Genomic DNA, 25,956 nt, shown 5'->3' on the forward strand with positions numbered 1-25,956 from the left:
GTCGTATGCGCTACATCGGTATCTTCCTCTACGATGCAGACCGCGTGACTGAGGCTGCTTCGGTTGAGGATGAGAAGGACCTTTACGAGGCTCAGCTGTCGCTGATGCTTGATCCTTCGGATCCGGCTGTGATTGAGCAGGCTCGTAAGAACGACATCCCCGATGCGTGGATTACTGCAGCTCAGAAGTCGCCCGTGTACAAGCTGGCGAAGGAGTGGAAGGTGGCTCTGCCCCTGCACCCCGAGTACCGCACCATGCCGATGGTTTGGTACGTGCCGCCGCTGTCTCCGATTGTTGACCTGCTCAAGGAGCAGGGCCACGATGCAGAGAACAGCAACAACCTGTTCGGCGCTATTGAGTCTCTCCGTATTCCGGTTGAGTACCTGGCTGAGCTGTTCACCGCTGGTGACACTGAGGTTGTTACTAACGTTCTGCGCCGCCTGGCTGCGATGCGTTCGTACATGCGTGACATCAACCTCGGTGGCGAAGGCAACGAGGAGATTGCTCAGGCTGTCGGCATGACCGGTCAGCAGGTGTACGAGATGTACCGCCTGATGGCTATCGCTAAGTACAACGAACGTTACGTCATTCCTAAGGCTCACATGGAAGACGCCCACAACCTTGAGGAAATGGGTTGCTCCCTGAGCGTGGATGGCGGACCCGGCATGTACGGCGATGCGTTCAACGACATGGAGGGTCGCCCGACCCCCGTGTCCACCGGTGTCTACGAGGCTAACAACAAGGTCAGCTTGTTCAGCTGGGACGGTTCTTCCCGTCCTGACGGCCTCTTCCCGAATACCACCGGAAAGAAGTAATAAGTGGCTGGATTCTTTTCCAAGCTCATGGGCAAGGCCGGTTCCGAGGCTGCTGTCTCGGAGCCGGCTCAGCCGGAGAACCCGTTCGATATCGATTACGGTCCCGGCGAGGATAAGGACTCGGTAATCTACCAGGTGAGCGGTATGCTCCTGGGCTACCCCGATGAGGAAACTCTGAAGGTTTTGCCCGAACTGGTTGAGATTACCGCTTCCACTCAGGATGAGGCTTTCATTGCTGCCGTAGATGCGGTTCAGCAGTGGCTGACTTCTAAGGACCTGGAGGATGTGCAGTCCGAGTACGTGCAGGAATATGACCTTTCGCGTCGTCACTCTCTGCATCTGTCCTACTGGACCGATGGCGATACCCGCCGCCGTGGTGAGACTCTTCTGCGTTTCAAGCAGATGTACCGCGACTCCGGTATGTTGACTGTTTTGAACGGTGAGCTTCCGGATTACCTGCCGCTGGTGCTGGAGTTCTGTGCGTTGGTGGATCGCCGTAAGGGCCGTTCTGCTTTGCAGGCGTACCGTCCGTCCCTTGAGCTTCTTCGTCTGTCCATGAAGGACGGAAATCTGCCCCACTACGGGTTGTTGCAGAGCATCTGCGATACCCTTCCTGGCGTCTCTCCGCAGACTCAGGAGGAGGTTCAGAAGATGGCTGGCTACGGCCCTCCCGTCGAGACTGTTGGCCTGAATGGTTACGCTGATCATCAGTTGCTCCAGCAGGCTTCGGCTCGTTCTAACTAGTTTTATCCCTTGTGAGGAGACAACACGTGTACGTACTTGCTTCTGAGAACGCAGGACATGCTGCACAGGCTGTAGCCGATCCGGGTATTGTTGACATCCTGCTGTGGGGCGTTCTGCCCTATGTTGCACTGGTCGTTCTGATTGGTGGCACCATTTGGCGTTACCGTACTGACCAGTTCGGATGGACTACCCGCTCGTCCCAGGTCTATGAGTCGAAGCTGCTGCGCATCGCTTCGCCCCTGTTCCACTACGGTCTTGCGGCCGTTTTCCTTGGTCACGTTGGTGGCCTGGTTGTTCCCAAGTCGTTTACCGACCTGTTCTTGTCGGAAGACGCTTACCACATGATGGCGCTGGTTGTTGGTTCTGCCGCAGCGATTGCGACCATTGTTGGTATGTTCATTCTGATTGGTCGCCGCGCTTCGAATTCTCGTGTTCGTTCGGCTACCACTCGTAATGACGTCCTGATGTATGTCGTTTTGGTTCTGGTGATTCTCGCTGGCACTGCGGCTACTCTGCTTTCGGCTGTGAACCCCTCGGGCGGTTTGCCTCCGGTGAATGGTCACGAGGTTCACTTCAACTACCGTGAGACCATCGCTGTTTGGTTCCGTTCGCTGTTCTACTTCCACCCTGAGGTAGCTTTGATGGTGAATATTCCCGTGGCTTTCAAGATTCACATCGTGGTGGCTATGGTTCTGTTCATCATTTGGCCCTTTACCCGCCTGGTGCATGCACTGACTGTGCCCCTGCACTACCTCTTCCGACCCTACACCGTGTACCGCACTCGTGGCGGCCAGCGTGTTGGTGCACGTCGAGGTTGGGATCCGGTAGGCACTCTCCCTCGTGAGCGCGCCGACCGCTAATACACATATCCATATTGCAAAAGAGGAAATATGAGCACCCCTGCTGCACCGAGCTACGACCTGAAGAATGGTCAGCTCCGTAACGTTCTGCTTGCAACCTTCGCCTCGACCATTGGTTTCTGGGCGTGGACCGTTGTCGGCCCGCTGGCAAAGATGTATGCAAAGCAGATGCACCTGGACGCTGGTATGACCAGCCTTCTGGTTGCTATGCCGATTTTTATCGGCGCTATTGGCCGTATTCCCGTTGGCGGTCTGACTGACCGCTACGGTGGTCGTATTATGTTCACCGTTGTTCTGGCGATTAGCGCACCCCTGGTCTTCCTGGTTGGTGTTGCTGGTCAGATGAACTCGCTGCCCATGCTGCTTGTTGTGGCGTTCTTCCTGGGTATTGCGGGTACCGTGTTCGCTGTGGGTATTCCCTTCAGCTCCGCATGGTATGACGCTTCCAAGAAGGGCTTTGCGACCGGTGTGTTCGGTGCCGGCATGGTGGGTACTGCAATTTCTGCATTCGCTACCCCCCGCCTGGTGCAGGGTATTGGTTACTTCCAGACTCACGTTCTGATCGCTGTTATCTGTGCTGTGACCGCTGCTATTTCTTTCTTCTGCTTGAAGGACTCTCCGGCAACTGTAGGCCGTGAGGTTACTCCGCTGATGCCGAAGATTGTTCAGGCATTCAAGGTGAAGACCACTTGGCAGCTGTGCTTCCTCTACGCTGTTGTGTTCGGTGCGTTCGTGGCATTCTCGAACTACCTGCCTACTTACCTGAGCAACATCTACAGCTACAATGCTAACGACGCTGGTATGCGTGCGGCTGGCTTTGCGGTTGCTGCTGTGATCGCTCGTCCCTTCGGTGGTGTGCTGGCTGATAAGTTCGGTCCGAAGATTATCACCCTCATCTCCCTGGGTGGTGTGGTGATTCTGGCAGTTATTACCGCGTTCCAGCCTGATGCTGAGCACGTGTATGGTGCTGTCTTCATTCTGATGGCTACTCTGCTGGGTCTGGGCCACGGCTCGGTCTTCGGCTGGGTGGGTCGTGCTGCTGACCCGAAGAACGTTGGCGCGGTGTCCGGTGTGATTGCTGCTGCTGGTGCTCTGGGTGGCTTCTTCCCGCCGCTGGTGATGGGTGCAACCTACAACCAGGCTGAGAACAACTACTTTGTTGGTCTGATGTTGCTGGCTGTGACTGCAGCTCTGGCTTTCCTGTCGGCATTCCTGGTACCGCACGGTGGCAAGCCCAACCACGCTAAGTAGGGTCTTCTAGTACATCCTTCTGCGGGATGTATGTGAAGTTTGCTTTGACTGAGTCCGGCTCGTTTTCTCTTCGGAGAGAACGAGCCGGGCTTTGTGCGTTTCTGCTGTTTTTCGTTTAACAGGGAGGGGGTTTAGCGGGGCAGAAGACTTTGATGTTTAGGCATGTCGAATGTTGGTAAAGCTGGCGAAACTTTGTGGAGATGTGGGACACTTAAGATGTTCGACTCGTCGCAATAGCGCGACGTGACCCCTCTACGGTTTGCGCCGACCAATAGGAGAATCCTATGTCCTTTATTGAACGTCATCTCGGCCCCCGTTCCGCAGACGCAGAGCAGATGCTCGAAACCCTCGGATATTCTTCCCTGGATGCGCTGATGGACGCTGTCGTCCCCTCCCAGATTCGCCTTGACGGCGATCTGCAGCTGCCTGCTCCGCTGTCGGAGCATGAGGCTCAGGCAAAGATTGCCGGCTATGCAGCGAAGAATAAGGTTCTCGTCCAGATGATTGGTGCCGGATACTACGATGCTGTAACCCCCGCGGTTCTGCGCCGTAACATTCTGGAAAACCCCGGTTTCTACACTTCTTACACCCCGTACCAGGCTGAGATTTCTCAGGGTCGTCTGGAGGCTCTGCTGAACTTCCAGAACACCGTGATGGAGCTGACCGGCCTGGAGATTGCAAACTCCTCCCTGCTGGATGAGGCATCCGCGGTGGCTGAAGCAGCTGTCATGATGCATCGTGCAAACCGCAAGGTGAAGAACGGCTTCTTCGCTATTGACTCCCGTTGCCTGCCTCAGGTTATTTCGGTGACTCGTGGCCGTGCAGAGATGCTCGGCATTCCTTTTGTGATTACTGACTTCTCCGAGGGTCTGCCCGAGGGTGACCTGTACGGTGTCATCCTGGCGTACCCCGGTCAGGAAGGCGATATTCGCGATATTGAGCCGCTGATTAAGGCCGCTAAGGAGCGTAACGCTCTCGTCACTGTGGACGCCGACCTGCTGGCTCTGACCCTGCTGAAGTCCCCGGGTGAGCTGGGCGCTGATATTGTTGTGGGTAACACTCAGCGTTTCGGTCTGCCCTTCTTCTTCGGCGGCCCCCACGCAGCGTATATGGCTGTTCGCAAGGGTATGGAGCGCACCATGCCTGGTCGTCTGGTGGGTGTTTCTAAGGACTCTGCCGGTAAGCCCGCGTACCGTCTGGCTCTGCAGACTCGTGAGCAGCACATCCGCCGTGAGAAGGCTACCTCCAATATTTGTACTGCTCAGGCTCTGTTGGCGATTGTTGCTGGCGCGTACGCGATGTACCACGGCCCTGAGGGTCTGCGCGCTATCGCAAACCGTCTGCACACCAATGCCGCTCGTGTTGCCACTGCGCTGAAGGCAGCAGGTTACGGTATTGCTCACGATACTTTCTTCGACACCGTCGTGGTGGAGGCTGCTGGCCGTGCCGATGAGCTGGTTGCGAAGGCTCTGGAAGCTGGCGTGAACATCCGCCGCTTCGACGAGAACCGTGTTGGTATCTCTGTGGGTGAGTCTCACGGTGAGGAACTGCTCAAGAGCCTGGTCGAGGCTCTGGGCGGCACCCTGGGCGAGGCAGATGCACAGTACGATCTGCCCGCTGAGCTACTGCGTACCGATGACTACATGCAGCACCCGATTTTCCACAAGTACCGCTCCGAGACCGAGATGATGCGCTACCTGCGTCACCTCGCTGATAAGGACCTGGCGCTTGACCGCACTATGATTCCGCTGGGTTCGTGCACTATGAAGCTGAACGCAGCGGCTGAGATGGAGCCCATCTCCTGGCCCGAGTTCGCGAACATTCACCCGCTGGTCCCGGAGGACCAGGCTGAGGGCTGGCACGAGCTGATTAAGGACCTGAGCGAGTGGCTGGTTGCTATTACCGGTTATGATGCTATCTCTCTGCAGCCGAACTCGGGTGCGACCGGTGAGTACGCTGGTCTGCGCGCTATCCGTTCCTTCCACGAGGCTAATGGTGACCACGAGCGCGACACCGTCCTGATTCCGCTGTCTGCTCACGGCACCAACGCAGCATCTGCCGCTCTGGCTGGTCTGAAGGTTGCCGGTGTGGCAACTGCGGCTGACGGTTCGATTGATGTTGACGACCTGAAGGCAAAGATTGAGAAGTACGGCCCCAAGGTTGCCGGCATCATGATTACCTACCCCTCCACCCACGGTGTGTTTGAGGAGCAGGTTGCTGAGGTCTGCCAGCTGGTTCACGAGGCAGGTGGCCAGGTGTACCTGGATGGTGCGAACCTGAACGCTCAGATGGGCTTCGCTCAGCCCGGTAAGTTCGGCGGCGACGTTTCGCACCTGAACCTGCACAAGACCTTCTCCATTCCTCACGGTGGTGGCGGCCCCGGTGTTGGCCCTCTGGCTGTTCGTGAGCACCTGGCGAAGTTCCTGCCCGGTGACGCATACCGCGCTGACTCTGAGGGTAAGCTCCCCAACGATGCTGCACTGCCGATTTCGCAGGCGTTCTTCGGTTCTGCCGGCGTTCTGCCGATTAGCTGGATGTACATTGCGATGACTGGTGCTCAGGGTCTGAAGGACTCTTCGCAGTACGCGGTTCTGAACGCTAACTACATTGCGAAGAAGCTCAACGACAAGTACCCGGTGCTGTACACCGGCCCCGGCGGTCTGGTCGCTCACGAGTGCATCCTGGACCTGCGTCAGCTGACCGATCAGTCTCATGTGACTGCTGAGGATGTCTGCAAGCGTCTGATGGACTTCGGCTTCCACGCTCCGACTCTGGCGTTCCCGGTTCCGGGCACTCTGATGGTTGAGCCGACTGAGTCTGAGTCGAAGGAAGAGCTGGACCGCTTCATTGAGGCAATGGAGACCATCTACGACGAGATTATCGAGGTGGCTGAGGGCAAGGTCGCTGTGGAGGATTCGGTTCTGCGCAACGCACCGCACACCGTTGATGTGGTGAGCGCTGATGAGTGGGATCGCCCCTACAGCCGTACCAAGGCAGCTTTCCCGGTTCCGAGCCTGCGCGCTAACAAGTACTTCACCTCGGTGGGTCGTATCGACGGCGCTGGCGGTGACCGTAACTTCGTGTGCGAATGCCCCCCGATGGAGGCTTTCGACCTGGAAGCATAAGGAGCCTGTAATGCTCCTGGGTAGGCTGTAGCGGTCTACCTGCCTCACCCGTCCTCAGATTTCTGGGGGCGGGTGGGGATCGCCTCTGCAGCGTATTTCGTGTCTGTGGGGGTGAAAGAAATCTATGACGATTGAACGATAACAGCACAAGGCTGTGCGTGAGGAGAATCTAATGTCCCCCAAGAAGACCTCTCTGTACTCTGTCCACGAGAAGCTTGGCGCTTCTTTCACCGACTTTGGCGGCTGGGATATGCCCCTGAAGTACGCTAATGACGTTGCTGAGCATGAGGCTGTCCGTACTCGTGCCGGTATTTTCGACCTGTCTCATATGGGTGAGTTCCGCGTGACCGGTCCGGATGCGGGCGCGTTCCTGGATTACGCTCTGGTGTCGAACATGTCCATCCTGAAGGTCGGTAAGGCAAAGTACTCGATTCTGGTCAACGACAAGGGCGGCGTGATTGACGACCTGATTACTTACCGTCTGGGCGATGAAGAGTTCATGGTTGTTCCGAACGCTGCGAACATTGACACTGACTTCGCGGCGATGAGCGAGCGCCTGGGTGATTTCAACGTTGAGTTTGTGAATGAGTCGGAGCAGACTTCTCTGGTGGCTGTTCAGGGTCCTCGTGCTGAGGAGATTCTGCTGGCTGCTGGCGTGTCTGATGAAGAGGCTGTCCGTGAGCTGAAGTACTACGCTTCGGTACCGCTGACTGTTGCCGGCGTTGATGTTTTGCTGGCTCGTACCGGTTACACCGGTGAGGATGGCTTTGAGCTGTTCGTTCCGAATGAGAAGGCTGTTGAGCTGTGGGATAAGCTGGCTGCTGCCGGTGAGCCTTTCGGTATGATTCCTGCCGGTCTGGCTTCTCGTGACTCCCTGCGTCTTGAGGCTGGTATGCCGCTGTACGGTCACGAGCTGGGTCTGGATATTACTCCGTTTGAGTCCGGTCTGGGCCGTCTGGTTGAGATTGCTCTGGAGAAGAAGGCTGCTGACTTTGTGGGCCGTGAGGCTCTGGCTGAGCTGGCGAAGAGCGAGTCGAAGCGCATCCTGGTTGGTTTGAAGGCTCAGGCGAAGCGTCCTGCTCGTGCCGGTTCTAAGCTGGTGGATGCTGAGGGTAATGAGATTGGTGAGGTTACCTCCGGTATTCCTTCTCCGACTCTGGGCTTCCCGATTGCTATGGCGCTGGTGAACCGTGAGTTCTCTGAGGTTGGTTCTACTGTGGATGTTGATATCCGCGGTAAGCGTGCTCCGTTTGATGTTGTGGCTCTGCCGTTCTACAAGCGTGAGAAGTAAGAGTTTTTCTGCAGATAATCTGTAGGGCAGAGGCGTCGTGTCCCGTGTGGGCACGACGCCTTTTCTGCGCCGTGAGGTGGGCGTTGAGTAGTGGGGGAGGGGTGAGGTGTTCTAAGCCTTAGTTTGTGATGGTTCTGAAGTGCGTTAGGATTAGAGCGGTCAGTCAAGGGTGATTGTCCGCACGTAGAGACCGCAGATTGATGTGTTCTGCCTCTGTTGAGGGGCGCGTATCTTTTGGCGCGGTGCACAGACATTTTTATTTGAAGGACAGAACATGGCTATTAACCAGAGCGCACCCAGCAGCGCCCAGAAGAAGGCAGAGGCTCTGCCGTACGACATCAGTGTTTTTGAGATGTTCAGCATTGGTGTGGGTCCTTCGAGCTCGCATACCGTGGGGCCGATGCGCGCTTCGAACCGTTTTGTGGCGGAGCTGATTGATGAGGGTCTGTTGGACCGTGTGACGGGCATACATGTTGACCTGTATGGTTCGTTGGCGGCTACGGGTGCTGGTCACGGCACGATGAGTGCTGCGTTGAAGGGCTTGTGTGGTTTTGTTCCGGAGACGATTAATATCGCTGATTCTGAGGCGATGATTGAGCGTAATAGTGTGGACGGCACGCTGCCTCTGGCGGGTTACCCGTCTTCTGCTTACGGTGTGAGTGCTCCCGGTGGTGAGGAGCAGAAGGTGTACGGCCCGGTGGTGAAGTACCGCGAGCTGGATATGACTCTGCGCCCTCTGACTGTTTTGCCGCGCCATACGAACGGTATGAAGATCGCGGCGTTTGCGGGTGAGCAGTTGTTGTTGGAGCGTACCTACTATTCGATTGGTGGCGGCTTCATTGTTGAGGGTGATGAGGAGGCGACCGGTGGTGCGTCGCTGATGAACCCTCCGTATCCGTTCGGTTCGGCTACTGAGCTGCTGGAGATGGCGAATGAGTCTGGTCTGTCGATTGCGCAGTTGAAGATGGCGAATGAGTGTTCTCTGCGTTCGGAGCAGGAGGTCCGTGACGGCATCCTGCATATCTACCGTGTGATGAAGGAGTGCATTGGCTCTTCGCTGGCGCGTGTGGGTTATTTGCCTGGTCCTCTGAAGGTGCGTTGCCGTGCGGGTGCGTGGCACCGCGATTTGATGGTGGAGGACCCTTCGAAGTCTCCTGAGTTCGCTATTGACTGGGTGAATCTGATTGCTTTGGCGGTCAATGAGGAGAACGCTTTTGGCGGTCGCGTGGTGACTGCTCCGACGAATGGTGCTGCGGGTATTATTCCGGCGGTGCTGCATTACGCGATGAATTACACGCAGGGTATTCGCCATTGCGGTCAGGCTGCCCGTGATCAGGCTGTTGTTGATTTCTTCTTGGCGTCTTCTGCTGTGGGTGTGCTGTATAAGAAGCGTGCCTCGATTTCTGGTGCTGAGGTGGGTTGCCAGGGTGAGGTGGGTAGCGCCTCCTCGATGGCTGCTGCCGGTTTGGCGCAGGTGATGGGTGGTACTCCTGAGCAGGTTGAGAATGCTGCTGAGATTGCGATGGAGCACAACTTGGGTCTGACGTGTGACCCGGTGGGTGGTCTGGTGCAGATTCCGTGTATTGAGCGTAATGCGATGGCTGCGTCGAATGCTGTGACGGCGGCTCGTATGGCGTTGCGTGGCGATGGTACGCACCGTGTGTCGTTGGATCAGGTGATTGAGACGATGCGTCAGACCGGTCTGGATATGTCTCACCGTTATAAGGAGACGTCCATGGGTGGTTTGGCTGTGAATGTGGTGGAATGCTAGGTGCACGCCGTGGCAGGTTTGCACTCCTGATGAGGGTGTGGTAGACAGAAGGGATTTCTTCCTGTATCGTTAGTATTTACGCTTTCCCTAACCTTTGTGCCTTCATATAGCGGTGGGCACGGGCTGAAGGTGACGTTTTTCCGTCCGACTCTATAGCTTCGAGCACCGTTCTATTCGGGGGCTGAGGTTGTCGTGTCGCCGGTAAAGTCGCCGGGAGGCTGATTGCTAACAGACATGTCTGTGGAAGGATCCCCATTTTGGTCGCTTCGAGCACCTCGAATCATGACGCCGCTAACGGCGCAGAGAACGTCTCGCGCCGAATTTCATTCGCGAAGATTAACGAACCGCTGAAGGTTCCCAACCTGCTTGCTATCCAGACCGATAGCTTCGACCGCCTCGTGGGTAACGAGCGCTGGGCGGAGCGTCTGGAAAAGGCGCAGGCTGCTGGTGACACTTCTGTCCCCGCTCAGTCCGGTCTGGCTGAGATTTTTGAAGAAATCTCCCCGATTCGTGACTTCCAGGAGACTATGCAGCTCTCCTTCTCTGAGCCTGAGTTTGCTGACCCCAAGTACTCTGTTGAGGAGTGCAAGGACCGTGACGCAACCTACTCGGCTCCGCTGTACATTAAGGCTGAATTCATGAACCTCGCTACTGGCGAGGTCAAGCAGCAGACCCTGTTCATGGGTGACTTCCCCCTGATGACCGAGGCCGGCACCTTCGTTATTAACGGTACTGAGCGTGTGGTCGTTTCTCAGCTGGTGCGTTCCCCCGGTGCTTACTTTGAGAAGGCTCCGGACCGTACCTCCGATAAGGACATTTACTCTGCCCGCGTGATTCCTTCCCGCGGTGCATGGTTCGAGCTTGAGATTGATAAGCGCGACCAGGTGGGCGTGCGTCTGGACCGTAAGCGTAAGCAGTCTGTGACTGTTCTGCTGAAGGCTCTGGGCTGGACCGAGTCCAAGATTCTGGCTGAGTTCGGTCAGTACGACTCCATCCGCGCAACCCTGGAGAAGGACTCCGTTAAGGACCGCGATGAGGCTCTGCTGGACATCTACCGCAAGCTGCGTCCGGGCGAACCCCCGACGGTTGAAGCTGCCCAGGCTCTGCTGGACAACATGTACTTCACCCCGCGCCGCTACGACCTGGCGAAGGTTGGCCGTTACAAGCTGAACCGTAAGCTCGGCGTGGACATTCCCATGGATTCCCCCGAGGCTTCCGTTCTGAGCCAGGACGACATCGCTCAGATGATTCGTTACCTCTGCGCTCTGCACGCAGGCGAGACCAGCATCCCCGGCGTCCGCGACGGCGAGGAAATCTCCCTCAAGATCGATATCGACGACATCGATCACTTCGGCAACCGTCGTATCCGCACCGTGGGCGAGCTCATTGAGAACCAGATCCGTACCGGTCTGTCCCGTATGGAGCGCGTGGTTCGCGAGCGCATGACCACCCAGGACGTGGATGCTATTACCCCGCAGTCTCTGGTGAACATCCGCCCCGTCGTGGCAGCTATCAAGGAGTTCTTCGGTACTTCTCAGCTGTCGCAGTTCATGGACCAGAACAACCCGCTGGCAGGTCTGACCCACAAGCGTCGTCTGTCCGCACTGGGCCCGGGCGGTCTGTCCCGTGACCGTGCAGGCATGGAAGTTCGAGACGTCCACCCCTCGCACTACGGTCGTATGTGCCCCATTGAAACCCCTGAAGGCCCGAACATTGGTCTGATTGGTTCGCTGGCAACCTACGGTCGCATCAACTCCTTCGGTTTCATTGAGACCCCCTACCGTGTGGTGACTGACGGCCGCGTGACCGATGAGGTCCGCTACCTGACCGCTGACGATGAGAAGTCTGTCGTTATCGCACAGGCAAACGCACCGCTGAACGCTGACCGCACCTTTGCTGAGAACGAGGTTCTCTGCCGTGCGGGCGACGGTTCTGGTGAAGCTGTTCTGGTTGCTCCCGGCGCCGTACAGTACATGGACGTTTCCCCGCGCCAGATGGTGTCTGTGGCTACCGCCCTGATTCCTTACCTGGAGCACGACGACGCTAACCGAGCACTGATGGGTGCTAACATGCAGCGTCAGGCTGTGCCCCTGCTGGAGTCTGAGGCTCCCGTGGTTGGTACCGGTATGGAGAAGTACGCAGCACTGGATTCCGGTGACTCCGTGCTCGCGAAGAAGCCCGGTGTGGTTTCCTCTGTGGACGCTAAGACTGTTATCGTTCGTAACGACGACGGCTCTGTCTCCACCTACCCGATCATGAAGTTCTCCCGCTCGAACCCGGGTAACTGCTACAACCAGCGCGTTGTGGTGAAGGAAGGCCAGCGCGTCGAATACCGCGACGTTATTGCTGACGGCCCCTCCACCGACGGTGGCGAGCTGGCACTGGGTAAGAACCTGCTCGTGGCGTACATGCCGTGGGAAGGCCTGAACTACGAGGATGCGATCATCCTCTCCCAGCGCATGGTTTCTGAGGACGTGCTGACCTCGATCCACATTGAGGAGCACGAGATTGACGCCCGCGACACCAAGCTGGGCCCCGAGGAGATTACCCGCGATATCCCGAACGTGTCCGAGGATGTTCTCTCGGCTCTGGACGAGCGCGGCATCATCCACATCGGTGCTGAGGTTGAGGCTGGCGACATCCTGGTCGGTAAGGTCACCCCCAAGGGTGAGACCGAGCTGACCCCCGAGGAGCGCCTGCTGCGCGCAATCTTCGGTGAGAAGTCTCGCGAGGTTCGTGACACCTCCCTGAAGGTTCCTCACGGTGAGTCCGGTACCGTCATTGGTATCCGCATCTTCGACCGCGAGAGCAACGATGAGGACGATCTGCCCCCGGGCGTGAACCAGCTGGTCCGCGTGTACGTGGCTCAGAAGCGTAAGATTACCGACGGCGACAAGCTTGCAGGCCGCCACGGTAACAAGGGTGTTATTTCCAAGATTCTGCCGATCGAGGATATGCCCTTCCTGGAAGACGGTACCCCCGTGGACGTTATCCTGAACCCGCTGGGCGTGCCCGGTCGTATGAACATTGGTCAGGTTCTGGAAGTCCACACCGGTTGGCTGGCTAAGCAGGGTTGGAAGATTGAGGGCGAGCCCGAGTGGCTCAAGCGCATGCCGAACTTCCCGAAGGAATCCGGCCCGACCCGCCTGGCAACCCCGGTGTTCGACGGTGCCCACGAGGACGAGCTGTTCGACCTCATGGACCACTCGAACCCGAACCGCGATGGTGACCGTCTGATCAACCGTTCCGGTAAGGCACGTCTGATTGACGGCCGTTCCGGTGAGCCGTTCCCGGACCCGATTTCGGTTGGTTACCAGTACATCCTGAAGCTGCACCACCTGGTGGATGACAAGATTCACGCTCGTTCCACCGGTCCGTACTCGATGATTACCCAGCAGCCCCTGGGTGGTAAGGCGCAGTTCGGTGGTCAGCGCTTCGGTGAGATGGAAGTGTGGGCGCTGGAAGCATATGGCGCCGCATATACCCTGCAGGAAATCCTGACCGTCAAGTCCGATGACGTGGCGGGCCGTGTGAAGGTTTACGAGGCTATCGTGAAGGGTGAGAACATCCCTGAGCCGGGTATCCCCGAATCCTTCAAGGTTCTTATCAAGGAAATGCAGTCTCTGTGCCTGAACGTTGAGGTGCTCTCCACCGACGGCAAGATTATTGAGATGAGCGACTCGGAGGAAGAAGGCTTCCGGGCAGCAGAAGATATGGGCGTGAGCCTGACCCACGACGAGCCTAGCTCCGTCGACGAGGTATAAGCACCGCCTCCTTCTAGGGTGGGGAACCCCGCATGCGCTCGCATGCGTTGTGGGGTTCCCGCCCGCTAACCCAAGTCTTCAGAAACTTACAGAAAGAGATTAGGACCGATATGTCCAACGAATCTTCGCTTGGTTTGATGCGAATTGGCCTCGCCACCGCCGACGACATCCGTCGTTGGTCCTTTGGTGAGGTTAAGAAGCCCGAGACCATCAACTACCGTACCCTGAAGCCCGAGAAGGACGGTCTCTTCGACGAGCGTATCTTCGGCCCCACCAAGGACTGGGAGTGCTACTGCGGTAAGTACAAGCGCGTGCGCTTCAAGGGCATTGTGTGTGAGCGCTGTGGTGTTGAGGTGACCCGCTCTAAGGTACGTCGTGAGCGTATGGGCCACATTGAGCTGGCTGCTCCTGTTACCCACATTTGGTACTTCAAGGGTGTTCCTTCCCGCCTGGGTTACCTGCTGGATCTGGCTCCGAAGGACCTGGAGAAGGTCATTTACTTCGCTGCGTACATGATCACTAAGGTTGACGAGGAGGCTCGTCACGAGGATCTGCCGATGCTGCAGGCTGCTCACGACCGTGAGAAGCAGGAGCTTGAGGCTGCCCTGAACGCTGACGTGAACGCTATCAACCGTGAGGTTGAGGTTGAGCTGGCTCGTATTGAGGCAGAGGGCGGCAAGGCTGCTGAGAAGCGCAAGCTGCGCGATAACGCTGAGCGTCAGCTCGCGTCGGTGCGTAAGCGTTACGAGCGCGAGGTCGAGCACCTGGATCGCGTATGGGATCGCTTCAAGAACCTGAAGGTCGCTGACCTTGAGGGTGACGAGGCGCTGTACCGTTCCATGATTGATAAGTACGGCCTGTACTTTGAGGGCGCGATGGGCGCAGAGGCTATTAAGAAGCGTCTGGAGTCCTTCGACCTGGAGGCTGAGGCTGAGGCTCTCAAGGAGATCATTCAGACCGGTAAGGGCCAGAAGAAGACCCGCGCTCTGAAGCGCCTGAAGGTTGTTAACGCCTTCCTGACCACTAACAACTCCCCGCTGGGTATGGTCCTGGATGTTGTTCCGGTTATTCCGCCGGAACTGCGCCCGATGGTTCAGCTGGACGGTGGCCGTTTCGCGACCTCCGACCTGAACGACCTGTACCGTCGTGTGATCAACCGTAACAACCGTTTGAAGCGTCTGCTGGAGCTGGGTGCTCCTGAGATTATTGTGAACAACGAGAAGCGTATGCTGCAGGAAGCTGTGGACTCGCTGTTCGATAACGGTCGTCGCGGTCGCCCGGTGACCGGCCCCGGTAACCGCCCCCTGAAGTCTCTGTCTGACATGCTGAAGGGTAAGCAGGGTCGTTTCCGTCAGAACCTGCTCGGTAAGCGTGTTGACTACTCGGGTCGTTCCGTGATTGTGGTTGGTCCTCAGCTGCAGATGCACCAGTGTGGTCTGCCCAAGCAGATGGCGCTGGAGCTGTTCAAGCCCTTCGTTATGAAGCGTCTGGTGGAGCTGAGCCACGCTCAGAACATTAAGAGCGCTAAGCGTATGGTTGAGCGTTTCCGCCCGCAGGTTTGGGACGTTCTGGAAGAGGTTATTGCTGAGCACCCGGTTCTGCTGAACCGTGCACCTACCCTGCACCGCCTCGGTATTCAGGCGTTTGAGCCGAAGCTGGTTGAGGGTAAGGCTATTCAGCTGCACCCGCTGGTTTGCTCCGCGTTCAACGCTGACTTCGACGGTGACCAGATGGCAGTTCACCTGCCGCTGTCTCCCGAGGCTCAGGCTGAGGCTCGTATCCTCATGCTGTCCTCGAACAACATCCTGAAGCCTTCGGATGGCCGCCCTGTGGCTGTCCCCTCGCAGGATATGATCATTGGTCTGTACCACCTGACCAGCCCCCGCGATGGTCAGAAGAACGAGGGTCACGCTTTCTCCTCGGTGGCTGAGGCTCTGATGGCGATGGATCGTCACGAGATTGAGCTGTACACCAAGGTTAAGATTCGCCTTGATGGTGACCAGTTCGTTGCTCCCGAGGGCTGGGAAGCTCCCGAGGGCTATAAGGCTGGCGACCCCGTGCTGCTGGACTGCACCGTTGGTCAGGTTCTGTTCAACCAGGCTCTGCCGAAGGATTACCCCTGGTTCTCTGGTGTGGCAGATAAGAAGGGCCTGGGTAGCCTGATTAATGATCTGGCTGAGCGTTACCCGATGGATGTTGTGGCTCGTGCTCTGGACAACCTGAAGAACTCCGGTTTCTACTGGGCTTCTCGTTCGGGCGTGACCGTGGCTGTTTCCGATATTGCTACTCCCGCTGAGAAGCCGGCAATTATGGAACGCTACGAGAAGCAGGCTGCTGCAATTCAGGACGACTTCGAGATCGGTACCATCGATGACGAAGAGCGTCGTCAGGAGCTGATTAAGGTTTGGACCGAGGCTACCGACGTGGTTGCAGAGGCTATGCGTGAGAACCTGAGCTCTCACGGTGGTCTGAACACCATTTACCGTATGGTGACCTCCGGTGCACGTGGTAACTGGATGCAGGTCCGTCAGATTGCGGGTATCCGTGGTCTGGTGTCGAACCCGAAGGGTGAGATTATGCCTCGCCCGATTAAGTCCTCGTACCGTGAGGGCCTGTCGGTTCTGGAGTACTTCATCGCGACCCACGGTGCACGTAAGGGTCTGGCTGATACCGCGCTGCGTACCGCTAACTCGGGTTACTTGACCCGTCGTCTGGTGGACGTTTCGCAGGATGTTATCGTTCGTGAGCACGACTGTGGCACTCGCCGTGGTCTGGTTCTGCCTCTGATTGATGAGGACGGCGGTCTGCACCAGGATGTCGAGACTTCGATTCACGGTCGTACCCTTGCGGTTGACGTGAAGGACGAAGCTGGCAACGTTCTGGCTGCTGCTGGCTCGGATGTCTCTGATGAGCTCATTGAGAAGCTCTTCAAGGCAGGCGTGAAGGAAGTTCGCGTCCGTTCGGTTCTGACCTGTGAGTCTGCTATTGGTGTGTGTGCACTGTGCTACGGTCGTTCGATGGCTTCGAACGTTCTGGTGGACATTGGTGAGGCTGTTGGTATTATTGCGGCTCAGTCGATTGGTGAGCCCGGTACCCAGCTGACCATGCGTACCTTCCACACCGGTGGTGTGGCTTCGGCTGACGATATTACTCAGGGTCTGCCCCGTATTCAGGAGCTGTTCGAGGCTCGTACCCCCAAGGGTGTTGCCCCGATTTCTGAGGTGTCCGGTCGCGTGACCATTGAGGATACCGAGAAGTCCTACAAGATTGTGGTGACCCCGGACGATGGTTCTGAGCCCCAGTCCTACACTGTTCTGCGTCGTGCAGCCTCTAAGCTGCAGAATGGCGACCACGTTCAGGTTGGCGATCAGCTGGCTACCGGTTCTGTTGATCCGAAGGAGGTTCTGCGTATTCGTGGTCCTCGTGAGGCTCAGAAGCACCTGGTGAGCGAGGTTCAGGGCGTGTACAAGTCGCAGGGTGTGGAAATCCACGACAAGCACGTTGAGGTTATTGTTCGCCAGATGCTGCGTCGCGTGACCGTGATTGAGTCCGGTGATACCGATCTGCTGCCTGGTGAGCTGGTTGATAACATTGCTTTCCAGACTGCTAACCGTAAGGCACTGGTTGAGGGTAAGAAGCCCGCAGCCGGTCGTCCGGAAATGATGGGTATTACCAAGGCTTCGCTGGCTACCGAGTCCTGGCTGTCGGCGGCCTCCTTCCAGGAGACCACCCGCGTCCTGACTCAGGCTGCTATGGAGGCGAAGACTGACCCGCTGCTCGGCCTGAAGGAGAACGTGATCATCGGTAAGCTGGTTCCCGCCGGTACCGGTCTGGCACGTTACAACGATATTGAGGTTGAGCCCAGCGCCCAGGCTACTGCTGAGCGTATGCAGGCTCTGGACACTTTCGGTGGTTACCAGAGCGCATTCCAGATGGATAACGAGGTGTACACTTACAGCAACGGCGGCTTCATGGCTGTTTCGCTGGATGAGTACGGTCGTGGTCTGGACTAAGGCTTCTGCCGTGAGGGACAGGTTGGGGGTTTAGGCTCCCGGCCTGGTCCTTGATAAGGAACGCGGATACTCGAGTTTGTCTCGGGTATCCGCGTTCTTTGTTTAACGACTAGGGGGATAGAGGATGCTTTCTTTTAGGTAGTGCTTTAATATTCTTTATCCTTCAGGGGAAGGTCGTATATTTTTTGCCTAGTGGACGAATTTATTTATAAAAAAGTCATTGGAGTGCATTATGTTTCAAAGCGGGAAAATTTCTTGACTGGGCAAGAAATTAGATTGCGACCAAGTAATCTAAATCTCCCGAGAAACCGCACCAAAACTGCAATATATAGAATATTCGCTCGTTTTTCTTTTAGATATTTATAGAATGAATATTCTTGATTTGAACAGCGCTAATTCAACTTGGAAAGCCTTTTGACTAGGTTCTATTCTTGAAGGCATGCATATCACTCCATTCTCTTCCGGACGGGTGACTACTGGCGGCACCCGACTGTCTTCCGGATCGGCACAGCCTCACGAATCTGAACTGAATTCCTCCCTGTCTGCAGGGGAGCAAAAGCGCTCTTCTGTTTTTTCGCGTTTTAAGGCGCCCACCCACTCTCTTGCTCGCATTGGTGCAGCATGCCTCGTTGCGGCTTCCGCAATTCTTCCCGCCGGCCAGATTGCGACCGCGGCCCCTGTTTCTCAGAGCGCTAGTGCTACCCCCTACCTGGTTGGTGCGGGTGCAGCGGATATTACCGGTGAGCCCGGTGAAGTCGGCTTCATGGGCTATGGCGACTCTTCCCAGAAGGGTAGCGGTGTGCATACTCGCCAGTATGCTCGCGCTTTTATCGCGGTGGATCGCGCCTCCGGTAAGCGCAACCTCATCGTTGTCCTGGATGCTCTGACGAGCTGGCAGTCGCTGCGTGATGAACTGGTTAAGCGCATCCGTGCAGAGTTTGGCTCCGCATACGATGAGTCGAATATTATGATTACCGCGACCCATACCCACGCAACTCCGGGTGGCATTACGCACCAGAGCCTGTACAACATTACGACCCTGGGCTTCCATCAGGACACGTTCAACGCTCAGGTGGACGGTTCGCTGAAGGCGATCCGCCAGGCGACCAAGGATCTAGCACCGGGTAACCTGACAATTTCGTCATCGAAGCTGACCGGTGTTGGCGCTAACCGGTCCCGTGAGGCGTTTAATCTGGATTCTCCTCAGCTACGTTCTAAGTTGCCCGGCGGTACCGACCCGACCAATATGACTCTGCGTCTGGAGCGTAACGGCAAGACTCGTGCGGTGCTGAACTGGTACGCGATTCACCCGACGTCATTGACCTCGAAGAATACTCTGATTTCGAGCGATAACAAGGGTTATGCGGAGTATCTGCTGGAGACTCAGGATCACGGCGTTGACCGCAATGTTCCCGGCAGTGGTGATGGTTTCGTTGCGGCGTTTGCAAATGCTAATGCTGGTGATGTTTCCCCGAATACTTGGTTGAAGCCTGGTCAGGGTCCCACTAATGATGAGTTCAAGAATGTGAAGATTCAGGGTGAGAAGCAGGCTAATGCTGTGCGTTCTCAGCTTAAGAGTGCGGGTACTCCAGTGGGTAATGGTCTGGATTCGCGTATTTCGTACTTCAATTTCTCGGGTATGAATGTGGATGCCAAGTACACCGGTAGCGGCCATAATGAGCGCACCTGTCAGGGATTCTTGGGTACTTCGTTTGGTGCGGGTTCTACTGAGGATGGTGGCGGTGGTTGGGCTGTCTTCAAGGAAGGTTCGGGTCGCCCCTCTATTCTGGGCACTTTGGCGTTCACTCCGAGTGCAGCGCAGACTCGTTGTCAGCAGCCGAAGGGTATTCTCTTCTCTGCAAAAAATGGAACGATCATTCAGGAAAAGTATCCGGTGCAGATTATGCGTTTCGGTGACTACTACCTGCTGGGTATGCCCGGCGAGTTCACCGGCGCGGTGGGCGTGCAGTACCGTCAGGATGCTGCCAAGCTTTTCGGCGTCCCCGAATCACACATTATTCTGCAGGGCTACACCAACGCCTACGATCACTACGTGACAACCCCTGAGGAGTACGACTCTCAGCAGTACGAAGGCGGTGCGACCCTTTTCGGCCGTTACACCTCCAGTGCGTTCCGTCAGACCATTAACGTTGTCGGAACTTCGCTGAAGAACGGCACTCCGTTGGGCATTGGTGACCGCCCGAATGATCGTCGCCCGGTAGCCAGCCTGCAGGGTAAGGTCGTCTATGACACCCCCATGTTTGGTATGCGTTACGGCCAGGTCACTCAGCAGCCTCAGGACGCTATTGCCGGCCGCGAAGAGGTGACGGCTCGTTTTGCTGGTGCCCACCCGAATAACAACATGCATCACGACGGTAGCTACTTCGTGATTGAGCGTCGTGTGGGTAATACCTGGAAGTACTACACCGCGGATAACAACCCGGATACCTTCTTTGAATGGAAGCGCATTGGTGTTTCGGCCTCTCAGGTGACGGTTCGATGGAAGGTGCCGGCTAATACTCCTAAGGGGCAGTACCGCATCCGCTACTACGGCAATGCCAAGAAGAATTCGAAGACTATTACCCCGTTTGAGGGGCAGACTCGAGTCTTCCAGGTGGCGTAGCCCGGCAGTCGCTGTGGTGGGCCTATAACTGAATACTCTCTTGCGGGAGGCGGGTGCAGCTACGCGCTCGCCTCCCGTATCTGTTGAAACCGCTAAGAATCATTGAGAGGGTTCTTGGTGGTCTTCTGCTTTAAGGGTGTTAAGGAAGCAAAAGAAGTAGAGCGGGTAGGGGCAGCGGGGGTGGCGAATCCCAAAGATGTAATTTAAGTGAGGCAAATCATGAGCTTTTATCCTGAGATGGGGGCTTAAAAGCAAAGAATCCCAGATCTGGCGCTAGATTAAGCGGGATTTAACCTGTATAGTCTTATCCGAAGTACTTGAGCTCGGTGCACAAGGATCCACCCCCGGTGGGTTTATGCGGGATATTTCCCGAGGGCACGGGCATGATGAATCAATGGCAGTATGGATACCGTCCTTTGGCGTTGCTTTTTGCTGACGCCTAAATGCCATTTTTAAGCGTGCCCAAAAACTTTTTCACCTTTGATGGTGGGGAATTTTAGCCCTGAGAACTCGCCGAGATGTCGAGGAACCTATAGAAACCAACCGGATATGCATCCGAGCGTTTCTGATAACCGAGAGCACCCATCCAACGTGATGGGGGCCAGTAAGTTTATACGGGATTTTCTAACGAAGAACCCGATCAAGCAACGGAGAAAACGTGCCTACTATTCAGCAGCTGGTCCGTAAGGGCCGGACTCCCAAGGTCGTTAAGACCAAGGCGCCCGCACTGAAGGGCAACCCCATGAAGCGTGGCGTGTGCACCCGTGTGTACACCACCACCCCGAAGAAGCCGAACTCGGCACTGCGTAAGGTCGCTCGTGTCAAGCTCAACGGCGGCGTCGAGGTTACCGCATACATTCCCGGTGAGGGTCACAACCTGCAGGAGCACTCGATTGTGCTCGTTCGCGGTGGTCGTGTGAAGGACCTCCCCGGTGTTCGCTACAAGATCGTTCGTGGCGCTCTGGATACCCAGGGTGTTAAGGGTCGCGGCCAGGCTCGCTCCCGCTACGGCGCTAAGAAGGAGAAGAAGTAATGCCTCGTAAGGGTCCCGCTCCCAAGCGTCCCCTCGTAAACGATCCTGTTTACGGTTCTGCTCTGGTCACCCAGCTGATCAACAAGGTTCTGCTGGACGGCAAGAAGTCCGTCGCAGAGCGCATCGTCTACGGTGCCCTCGAGGGCGTCGAGAAGAAGACCGGTTCTGACCCGGTCGCAACCCTGAAGAAGGCTATGGACAACATCAAGCCTTCTCTCGAGGTTCGCTCCCGCCGCGTTGGCGGTGCAACCTACCAGGTTCCGGTTGAGGTTCGCCCCGGCCGTTCCACCGCTCTGGCTCTCCGCTGGCTCGTTGGCTTCTCCAAGCAGCGCCGCGAGAAGACCATGACTGAGCGTCTGATGAACGAGATCCTGGATGCGTCCAATGGTCTCGGTGCCGCTGTGAAGCGTCGCGAGGACACTCACAAGATGGCCGAGTCCAACAAGGCCTTCGCACACTACCGCTGGTAATTCTCCGTTTAGAGCCTGCCGAGTCGATTCGAGTCGGCAGGCTTTCGGAGTATCTCATTTAGGGAGAATAACGTGGCACTTGACGTGTTCACCGACCTTAACAAGGTCCGCAACATCGGTATTATGGCGCACATCGACGCCGGTAAGACCACCACCACTGAGCGCATTCTGTTCTACACCGGTATTAACCACAAGATCGGTGAGACCCACGACGGCGCTTCCACCATGGACTGGATGGCTCAGGAGCAGGAGCGAGGTATTACCATTACCTCCGCAGCAACCACCTGCTTCTGGAAGGACAACCAGATCAACATTATCGACACCCCCGGTCACGTCGACTTCACCGTTGAGGTTGAGCGCTCCCTGCGCGTCCTCGACGGCGCAGTTGCTGTGTTCGACGGCAAGGAAGGTGTTGAGCCCCAGTCTGAGACCGTTTGGCGCCAGGCTGACAAGTACGACGTCCCCCGTATCTGCTTCGTCAACAAGATGGACAAGATGGGTGCTGACTTCTACTTCACCGTTCAGACCATCATCGACCGCCTGGGTGCACGCCCGCTGGTTGTTCAGCTCCCCATCGGCGCTGAGAGCGACTTCATCGGTGTTGTCGACCTGCTCGAAATGAAGGCATACGTCTGGCCCGGCGACGCCAAGGGTGACGTGACCATGGGTGCTTCTTACGAGGTCCAGGACATTCCTGCTGACCTGGTTGAGAAGGCTGAGCAGTACCGCGCTGAGCTGGTTGAGGCTGTTGCTGAGGCTAGCGAAGAGCTCATGGAGAAGTACCTCGAAGAGGGCGAGCTGACCATCCCCGAGATCAAGGCTGGTATCCGTCAGCTGGTTATCGCCGGCGAGGCATTCCCCGTTCTCTGTGGTTCTGCATTCAAGAACCGCGGTGTTCAGCCCATGCTGGACGCTGTGATCGAGTACCTGCCCTCCCCGCTGGACGTTCCGGACGTTGTCGGCTCCAACCCCTCCAACGAGGAAGAGAAGCTGACCCGTAAGGCATCCGCAGACGAGCCCTTCGCAGCACTGGCGTTCAAGGTTGCAGCTCACCCGTTCTACGGTCAGCTGACCTACACCCGTGTGTACTCCGGTACCGCAGCTCAGGGCCAGCAGGTTCTGAACTCCACCAAGGGTAAGAAGGAGCGCATCGGTAAGCTCTTCCAGATGCACTCCAACAAGGAGAACCCTGTTGAGGAGATCACCGCAGGTCACATTTACGCTGCGATTGGTCTGAAGGACACCACCACTGGTGACACCCTGTGCGACCCTGCACACCCGATCGTCCTCGAGTCGATGACCTTCCCCGATCCCGTGATCTTCGTGGCTATTGAGCCCAAGACCAAGGGTGACCAGGAGAAGATGTCCACCGCTATCCAGAAGCTTTCCGCTGAGGACCCCACCTTCACCGTTTCGCTGAACGAAGAAACCGGTCAGACCGAAATCGGTGGTATGGGCGAGCTGCACCTGGACATCATCGTTGACCGTATGAAGCGTGAGTTCAAGGTTGAGGCTAACGTTGGTAAGCCTCAGGTTGCTTACCGCGAGACCATCAAGAAGGCAGTCGAGAAGGTCGACTACACCCACAAGAAGCAGACCGGTGGTTCCGGTCAGTTCGCAAAGGTGCAGGTCTCCTTCGAGCCCCTGCCCCTGGATGGCGAAGAGCTGTACCTGTTCGAGGACAAGGTCACCGGTGGCCGCGTTCCTCGCGAGTACATCCCCTCGGTCGACGCTGGTATCCAGGACGCTATGAAGTTCGGTGTCCTCGCTGGCTACCCGATGGTGGGCGTCAAGGCAACCCTGATCGACGGTGCTTACCACGACGTCGACTCCTCCGAAATGGCGTTCAAGATCGCTGGTTCGATGGTCTTTAAGGAAGGCGCTAAGCGCGCTAACCCGGTCCTGCTCGAGCCGCTGATGGACGTTGAGGTTCGTACCCCCGAGGAGTACATGGGCGACGTTATCGGCGACCTGAACTCCCGCCGTGGCCAGGTTCGTTCCATGGAGGACGCATCCGGCGTTAAGATCATCAAGGCTATCGTGCCCCTGACCGAAATGTTCGGTTACATTGGCGACCTGCGTGGTAAGACCCAGGGTCGTGCAGTGTTCTCGATGGCATTCGACAGCTACGGCGAGGTTCCCAAGAACGTCGCTGACGAGATCATCCAGAAGAGCCGCGGCGAGTAATTTCCGCGTCTCACCCGTGGGCCACGGGTCAAAAACCTGTGGCCCACACCAAAATTTTCAATTAAATCCATTATTGAGAGCATGAACAGTTTCATCTCTGCGGCGTAATCCGCTATTGTAGACGCTAGACCGTTTTATAACGGGATGCGCCGGAGCGAAGATCCGCGTGCATGTTTTCAATCGTTCTAGGAGGAACACTCTTGGCTAAGGCTAAGTTCGAGCGCTCCAAGCCTCACGTTAACGTCGGTACCATTGGTCACGTTGACCACGGTAAGACCACCCTGACCGCAGCAATCTCCAAGGTTCTGGCTGACAAGTACCCGGACCTGAACGAGAAGCGCGACTTCGGTATGATCGACTCCGCTCCCGAGGAGCGCCAGCGCGGTATTACCATTAACATTGCTCACATCGAGTACCAGACCGAGAAGCGCCACTACGCACACGTTGACGCTCCCGGCCACGCTGACTACGTCAAGAACATGATTACCGGTGCGGCTCAGATGGACGGCGCAATCCTCGTGGTTGCTGCTACCGACGGCCCCATGGCACAGACCCGCGAGCACGTTCTGCTCGCTCGCCAGGTTGGCGTCCCCACCCTGCTGGTTGCACTGAACAAGGCAGACATGGTTGACGACGAAGAGCTCCTCGACCTCGTCGAGATGGAGGTCCGTGACCTCCTCTCCTCGCAGGAGTTCGACGGCGACAACGCTCCCGTTGTTCGCGTTTCCGCACTGAAGGCTCTCGAAGGCGACCCCGAGTGGGTTGCTAAGGTCGAGGAGCTCATGGACGCAGTCGACACCTACATTCCGGACCCCGTGCGTGAGAAGGACAAGCCCTTCCTCATGCCCATCGAGGACGTCTTCACCATCACCGGTCGTGGCACCGTTGTTACCGGTCGTGCAGAGCGCGGTACCCTGAAGATCAACTCCGAGGTCGAGATTGTCGGTATCCGCCCGATCCAGAAGACCACCGTTACCGGTATCGAGATGTTCCACAAGCAGCTCGACGAAGCATGGGCAGGCGAGAACTGTGGTCTGCTGCTGCGTGGTCTGAAGCGTGACGATGTTGAGCGTGGTCAGGTTGTCGTGGAGCCGGGCTCCATCACCCCCCACACCGAGTTCGAGGCAAACGTCTACATCCTCTCCAAGGATGAGGGTGGCCGTCACAACCCCTTCTACTCCAACTACCGTCCTCAGTTCTACTTCCGTACCACTGACGTGACCGGCGTTATCACCCTCCCCGAGGGCACCGAGATGGTTATGCCCGGTGACAACACCGAGATGACCGTTACCCTGATCCAGGAAATCGCAATGGAAGAGGGCCTCGGCTTCGCTATCCGTGAGGGTGGCCGCACCGTTGGTTCGGGTCGTGTTACCAAGATCATCAAGTAATTGCCGTAAATTTACGACAATTCGCTAAAGATCTGCCGGAGAGGTAACTCTCCATCAGGTAGCGATACTCAAGGACCCCCGCATCTGCGGGGGTCCTTTTGTTATGCCCTTTGCGGGTTGCTGAAGGCTCCAAAGAAGCAAGTGCTTATCTTCCCACTAGAGACCTCGTAAAACACGTGCTGAGCGCTATAGATGCCCTCCAGCAGGCCCTAGAGCTTCTGTGTGGCAGAAGCCCACGCTAAAAGATAGGGGGAATACCGGACCTGCATCGGTGAGGATCCCTACCGCGGCAGCAGTATCTCACGCCCGTGTCTCAGATCTGTAGCAGGGCACAGGGTAGCGTGCGTACTGTTATGGCTTGCATTTCTTGGACGCCCACACATTTTCAAGGATCTGATAAGAGGACGCGAAAAAGACACTGCGGATGCGGATAGGATTTGCGGCCAAAGAAAAACGGTTCCCAGCCCGAAGGCTGGGAACCGCAAATCGAATGACTGCCCCTCGGAAGGGACATAGGTAATCCTACTACAGAATGCTGTAGGAACAGAATCTATACCTGCAATAGGTTAGATATTTTCTCCGTCACGAGGCTGGTGGCTCTGCGGAGCAACCTGGTGC

Annotated in this window: 13 protein-coding genes and 1 pseudogene; all 14 read left to right on the plus strand. The window is 56.8% G+C overall.

Features of this window, described 5'->3' with window-relative positions:
• A pseudogene (gene narY / locus Q0216_RS08675) lies at positions 1–815 on the plus strand (nitrate reductase subunit beta); the annotation flags it as partial.
• A gap of 3 nt (positions 816–818) precedes the next feature.
• On the plus strand, positions 819–1,559 hold the full coding sequence (narJ, locus tag Q0216_RS08680; RefSeq protein WP_070615157.1) for a nitrate reductase molybdenum cofactor assembly chaperone: 741 nt from the start codon (positions 819–821) through the stop codon (positions 1,557–1,559).
• 26 nt (positions 1,560–1,585) lie between these two features.
• Entirely contained in the window at positions 1,586–2,419 is an 834-nt protein-coding gene (gene narI / locus Q0216_RS08685; protein WP_044150202.1) for a respiratory nitrate reductase subunit gamma, read from the plus strand.
• 30 nt (positions 2,420–2,449) lie between these two features.
• On the plus strand, positions 2,450–3,670 hold the full coding sequence (locus Q0216_RS08690) for a nitrate/nitrite transporter (RefSeq protein WP_298594575.1): 1,221 nt from the start codon (positions 2,450–2,452) through the stop codon (positions 3,668–3,670).
• Positions 3,671–3,954: 284 nt separating this feature from the next.
• Positions 3,955–6,795 carry an aminomethyl-transferring glycine dehydrogenase gene (gene gcvP, locus Q0216_RS08695; protein ID WP_298594578.1) on the plus strand — a complete coding sequence of 947 codons (2,841 nt, stop codon included), beginning with the start codon at positions 3,955–3,957 and terminating at the stop codon, positions 6,793–6,795.
• Between the two features lie 172 nt (positions 6,796–6,967).
• The gene (gcvT, locus tag Q0216_RS08700; RefSeq protein ID WP_298594580.1) at positions 6,968–8,086 is read left to right on the plus strand and encodes a glycine cleavage system aminomethyltransferase GcvT; all 1,119 of its coding nucleotides are present in this window, start codon (positions 6,968–6,970) and stop codon (positions 8,084–8,086) included.
• A 274-nt stretch (positions 8,087–8,360) separates the two neighbouring features.
• Positions 8,361–9,857: an L-serine ammonia-lyase gene (locus Q0216_RS08705; protein WP_298594582.1), complete on the plus strand. Its 1,497-nt coding sequence runs from the start codon at positions 8,361–8,363 to the stop codon at positions 9,855–9,857.
• 257 nt (positions 9,858–10,114) lie between these two features.
• A complete protein-coding gene (gene rpoB, locus Q0216_RS08710) occupies positions 10,115–13,621 on the plus strand; it encodes a DNA-directed RNA polymerase subunit beta (RefSeq protein WP_298594584.1) in 3,507 nt (1,168 codons plus the stop codon).
• Between the two features lie 110 nt (positions 13,622–13,731).
• Positions 13,732–17,634 (plus strand): DNA-directed RNA polymerase subunit beta', encoded by a 3,903-nt coding sequence (locus Q0216_RS08715; RefSeq protein WP_298594586.1) that lies wholly within the window; start codon positions 13,732–13,734, stop codon positions 17,632–17,634.
• A gap of 439 nt (positions 17,635–18,073) precedes the next feature.
• Positions 18,074–20,257, plus strand: a complete 2,184-nt coding sequence (locus Q0216_RS08720; RefSeq protein WP_298594588.1) for a neutral/alkaline non-lysosomal ceramidase N-terminal domain-containing protein — start codon at positions 18,074–18,076, stop codon at positions 20,255–20,257.
• Positions 20,258–20,915: 658 nt separating this feature from the next.
• The gene (gene rpsL / locus Q0216_RS08725) at positions 20,916–21,290 is read left to right on the plus strand and encodes a 30S ribosomal protein S12 (protein WP_005504939.1); all 375 of its coding nucleotides are present in this window, start codon (positions 20,916–20,918) and stop codon (positions 21,288–21,290) included.
• Positions 21,290–21,760, plus strand: coding sequence for a 30S ribosomal protein S7 (gene rpsG / locus Q0216_RS08730; protein ID WP_005504941.1), 471 nt, complete (start codon positions 21,290–21,292; stop codon positions 21,758–21,760). The genes rpsL and rpsG overlap by 1 nt, the downstream gene beginning before the upstream one ends.
• A gap of 72 nt (positions 21,761–21,832) precedes the next feature.
• Positions 21,833–23,947 carry an elongation factor G gene (gene fusA / locus Q0216_RS08735; RefSeq protein ID WP_298594591.1) on the plus strand — a complete coding sequence of 705 codons (2,115 nt, stop codon included), beginning with the start codon at positions 21,833–21,835 and terminating at the stop codon, positions 23,945–23,947.
• A 200-nt stretch (positions 23,948–24,147) separates the two neighbouring features.
• A complete protein-coding gene (tuf, locus tag Q0216_RS08740; protein WP_005504946.1) occupies positions 24,148–25,338 on the plus strand; it encodes an elongation factor Tu in 1,191 nt (396 codons plus the stop codon).
• The last annotated feature ends 618 nt before the right edge of the window (positions 25,339–25,956 follow it).

The sequence above is a fragment of the uncultured Rothia sp. genome (genome assembly GCF_937976295.1).
Lineage (GTDB): Bacteria > Actinomycetota > Actinomycetes > Actinomycetales > Micrococcaceae > Rothia.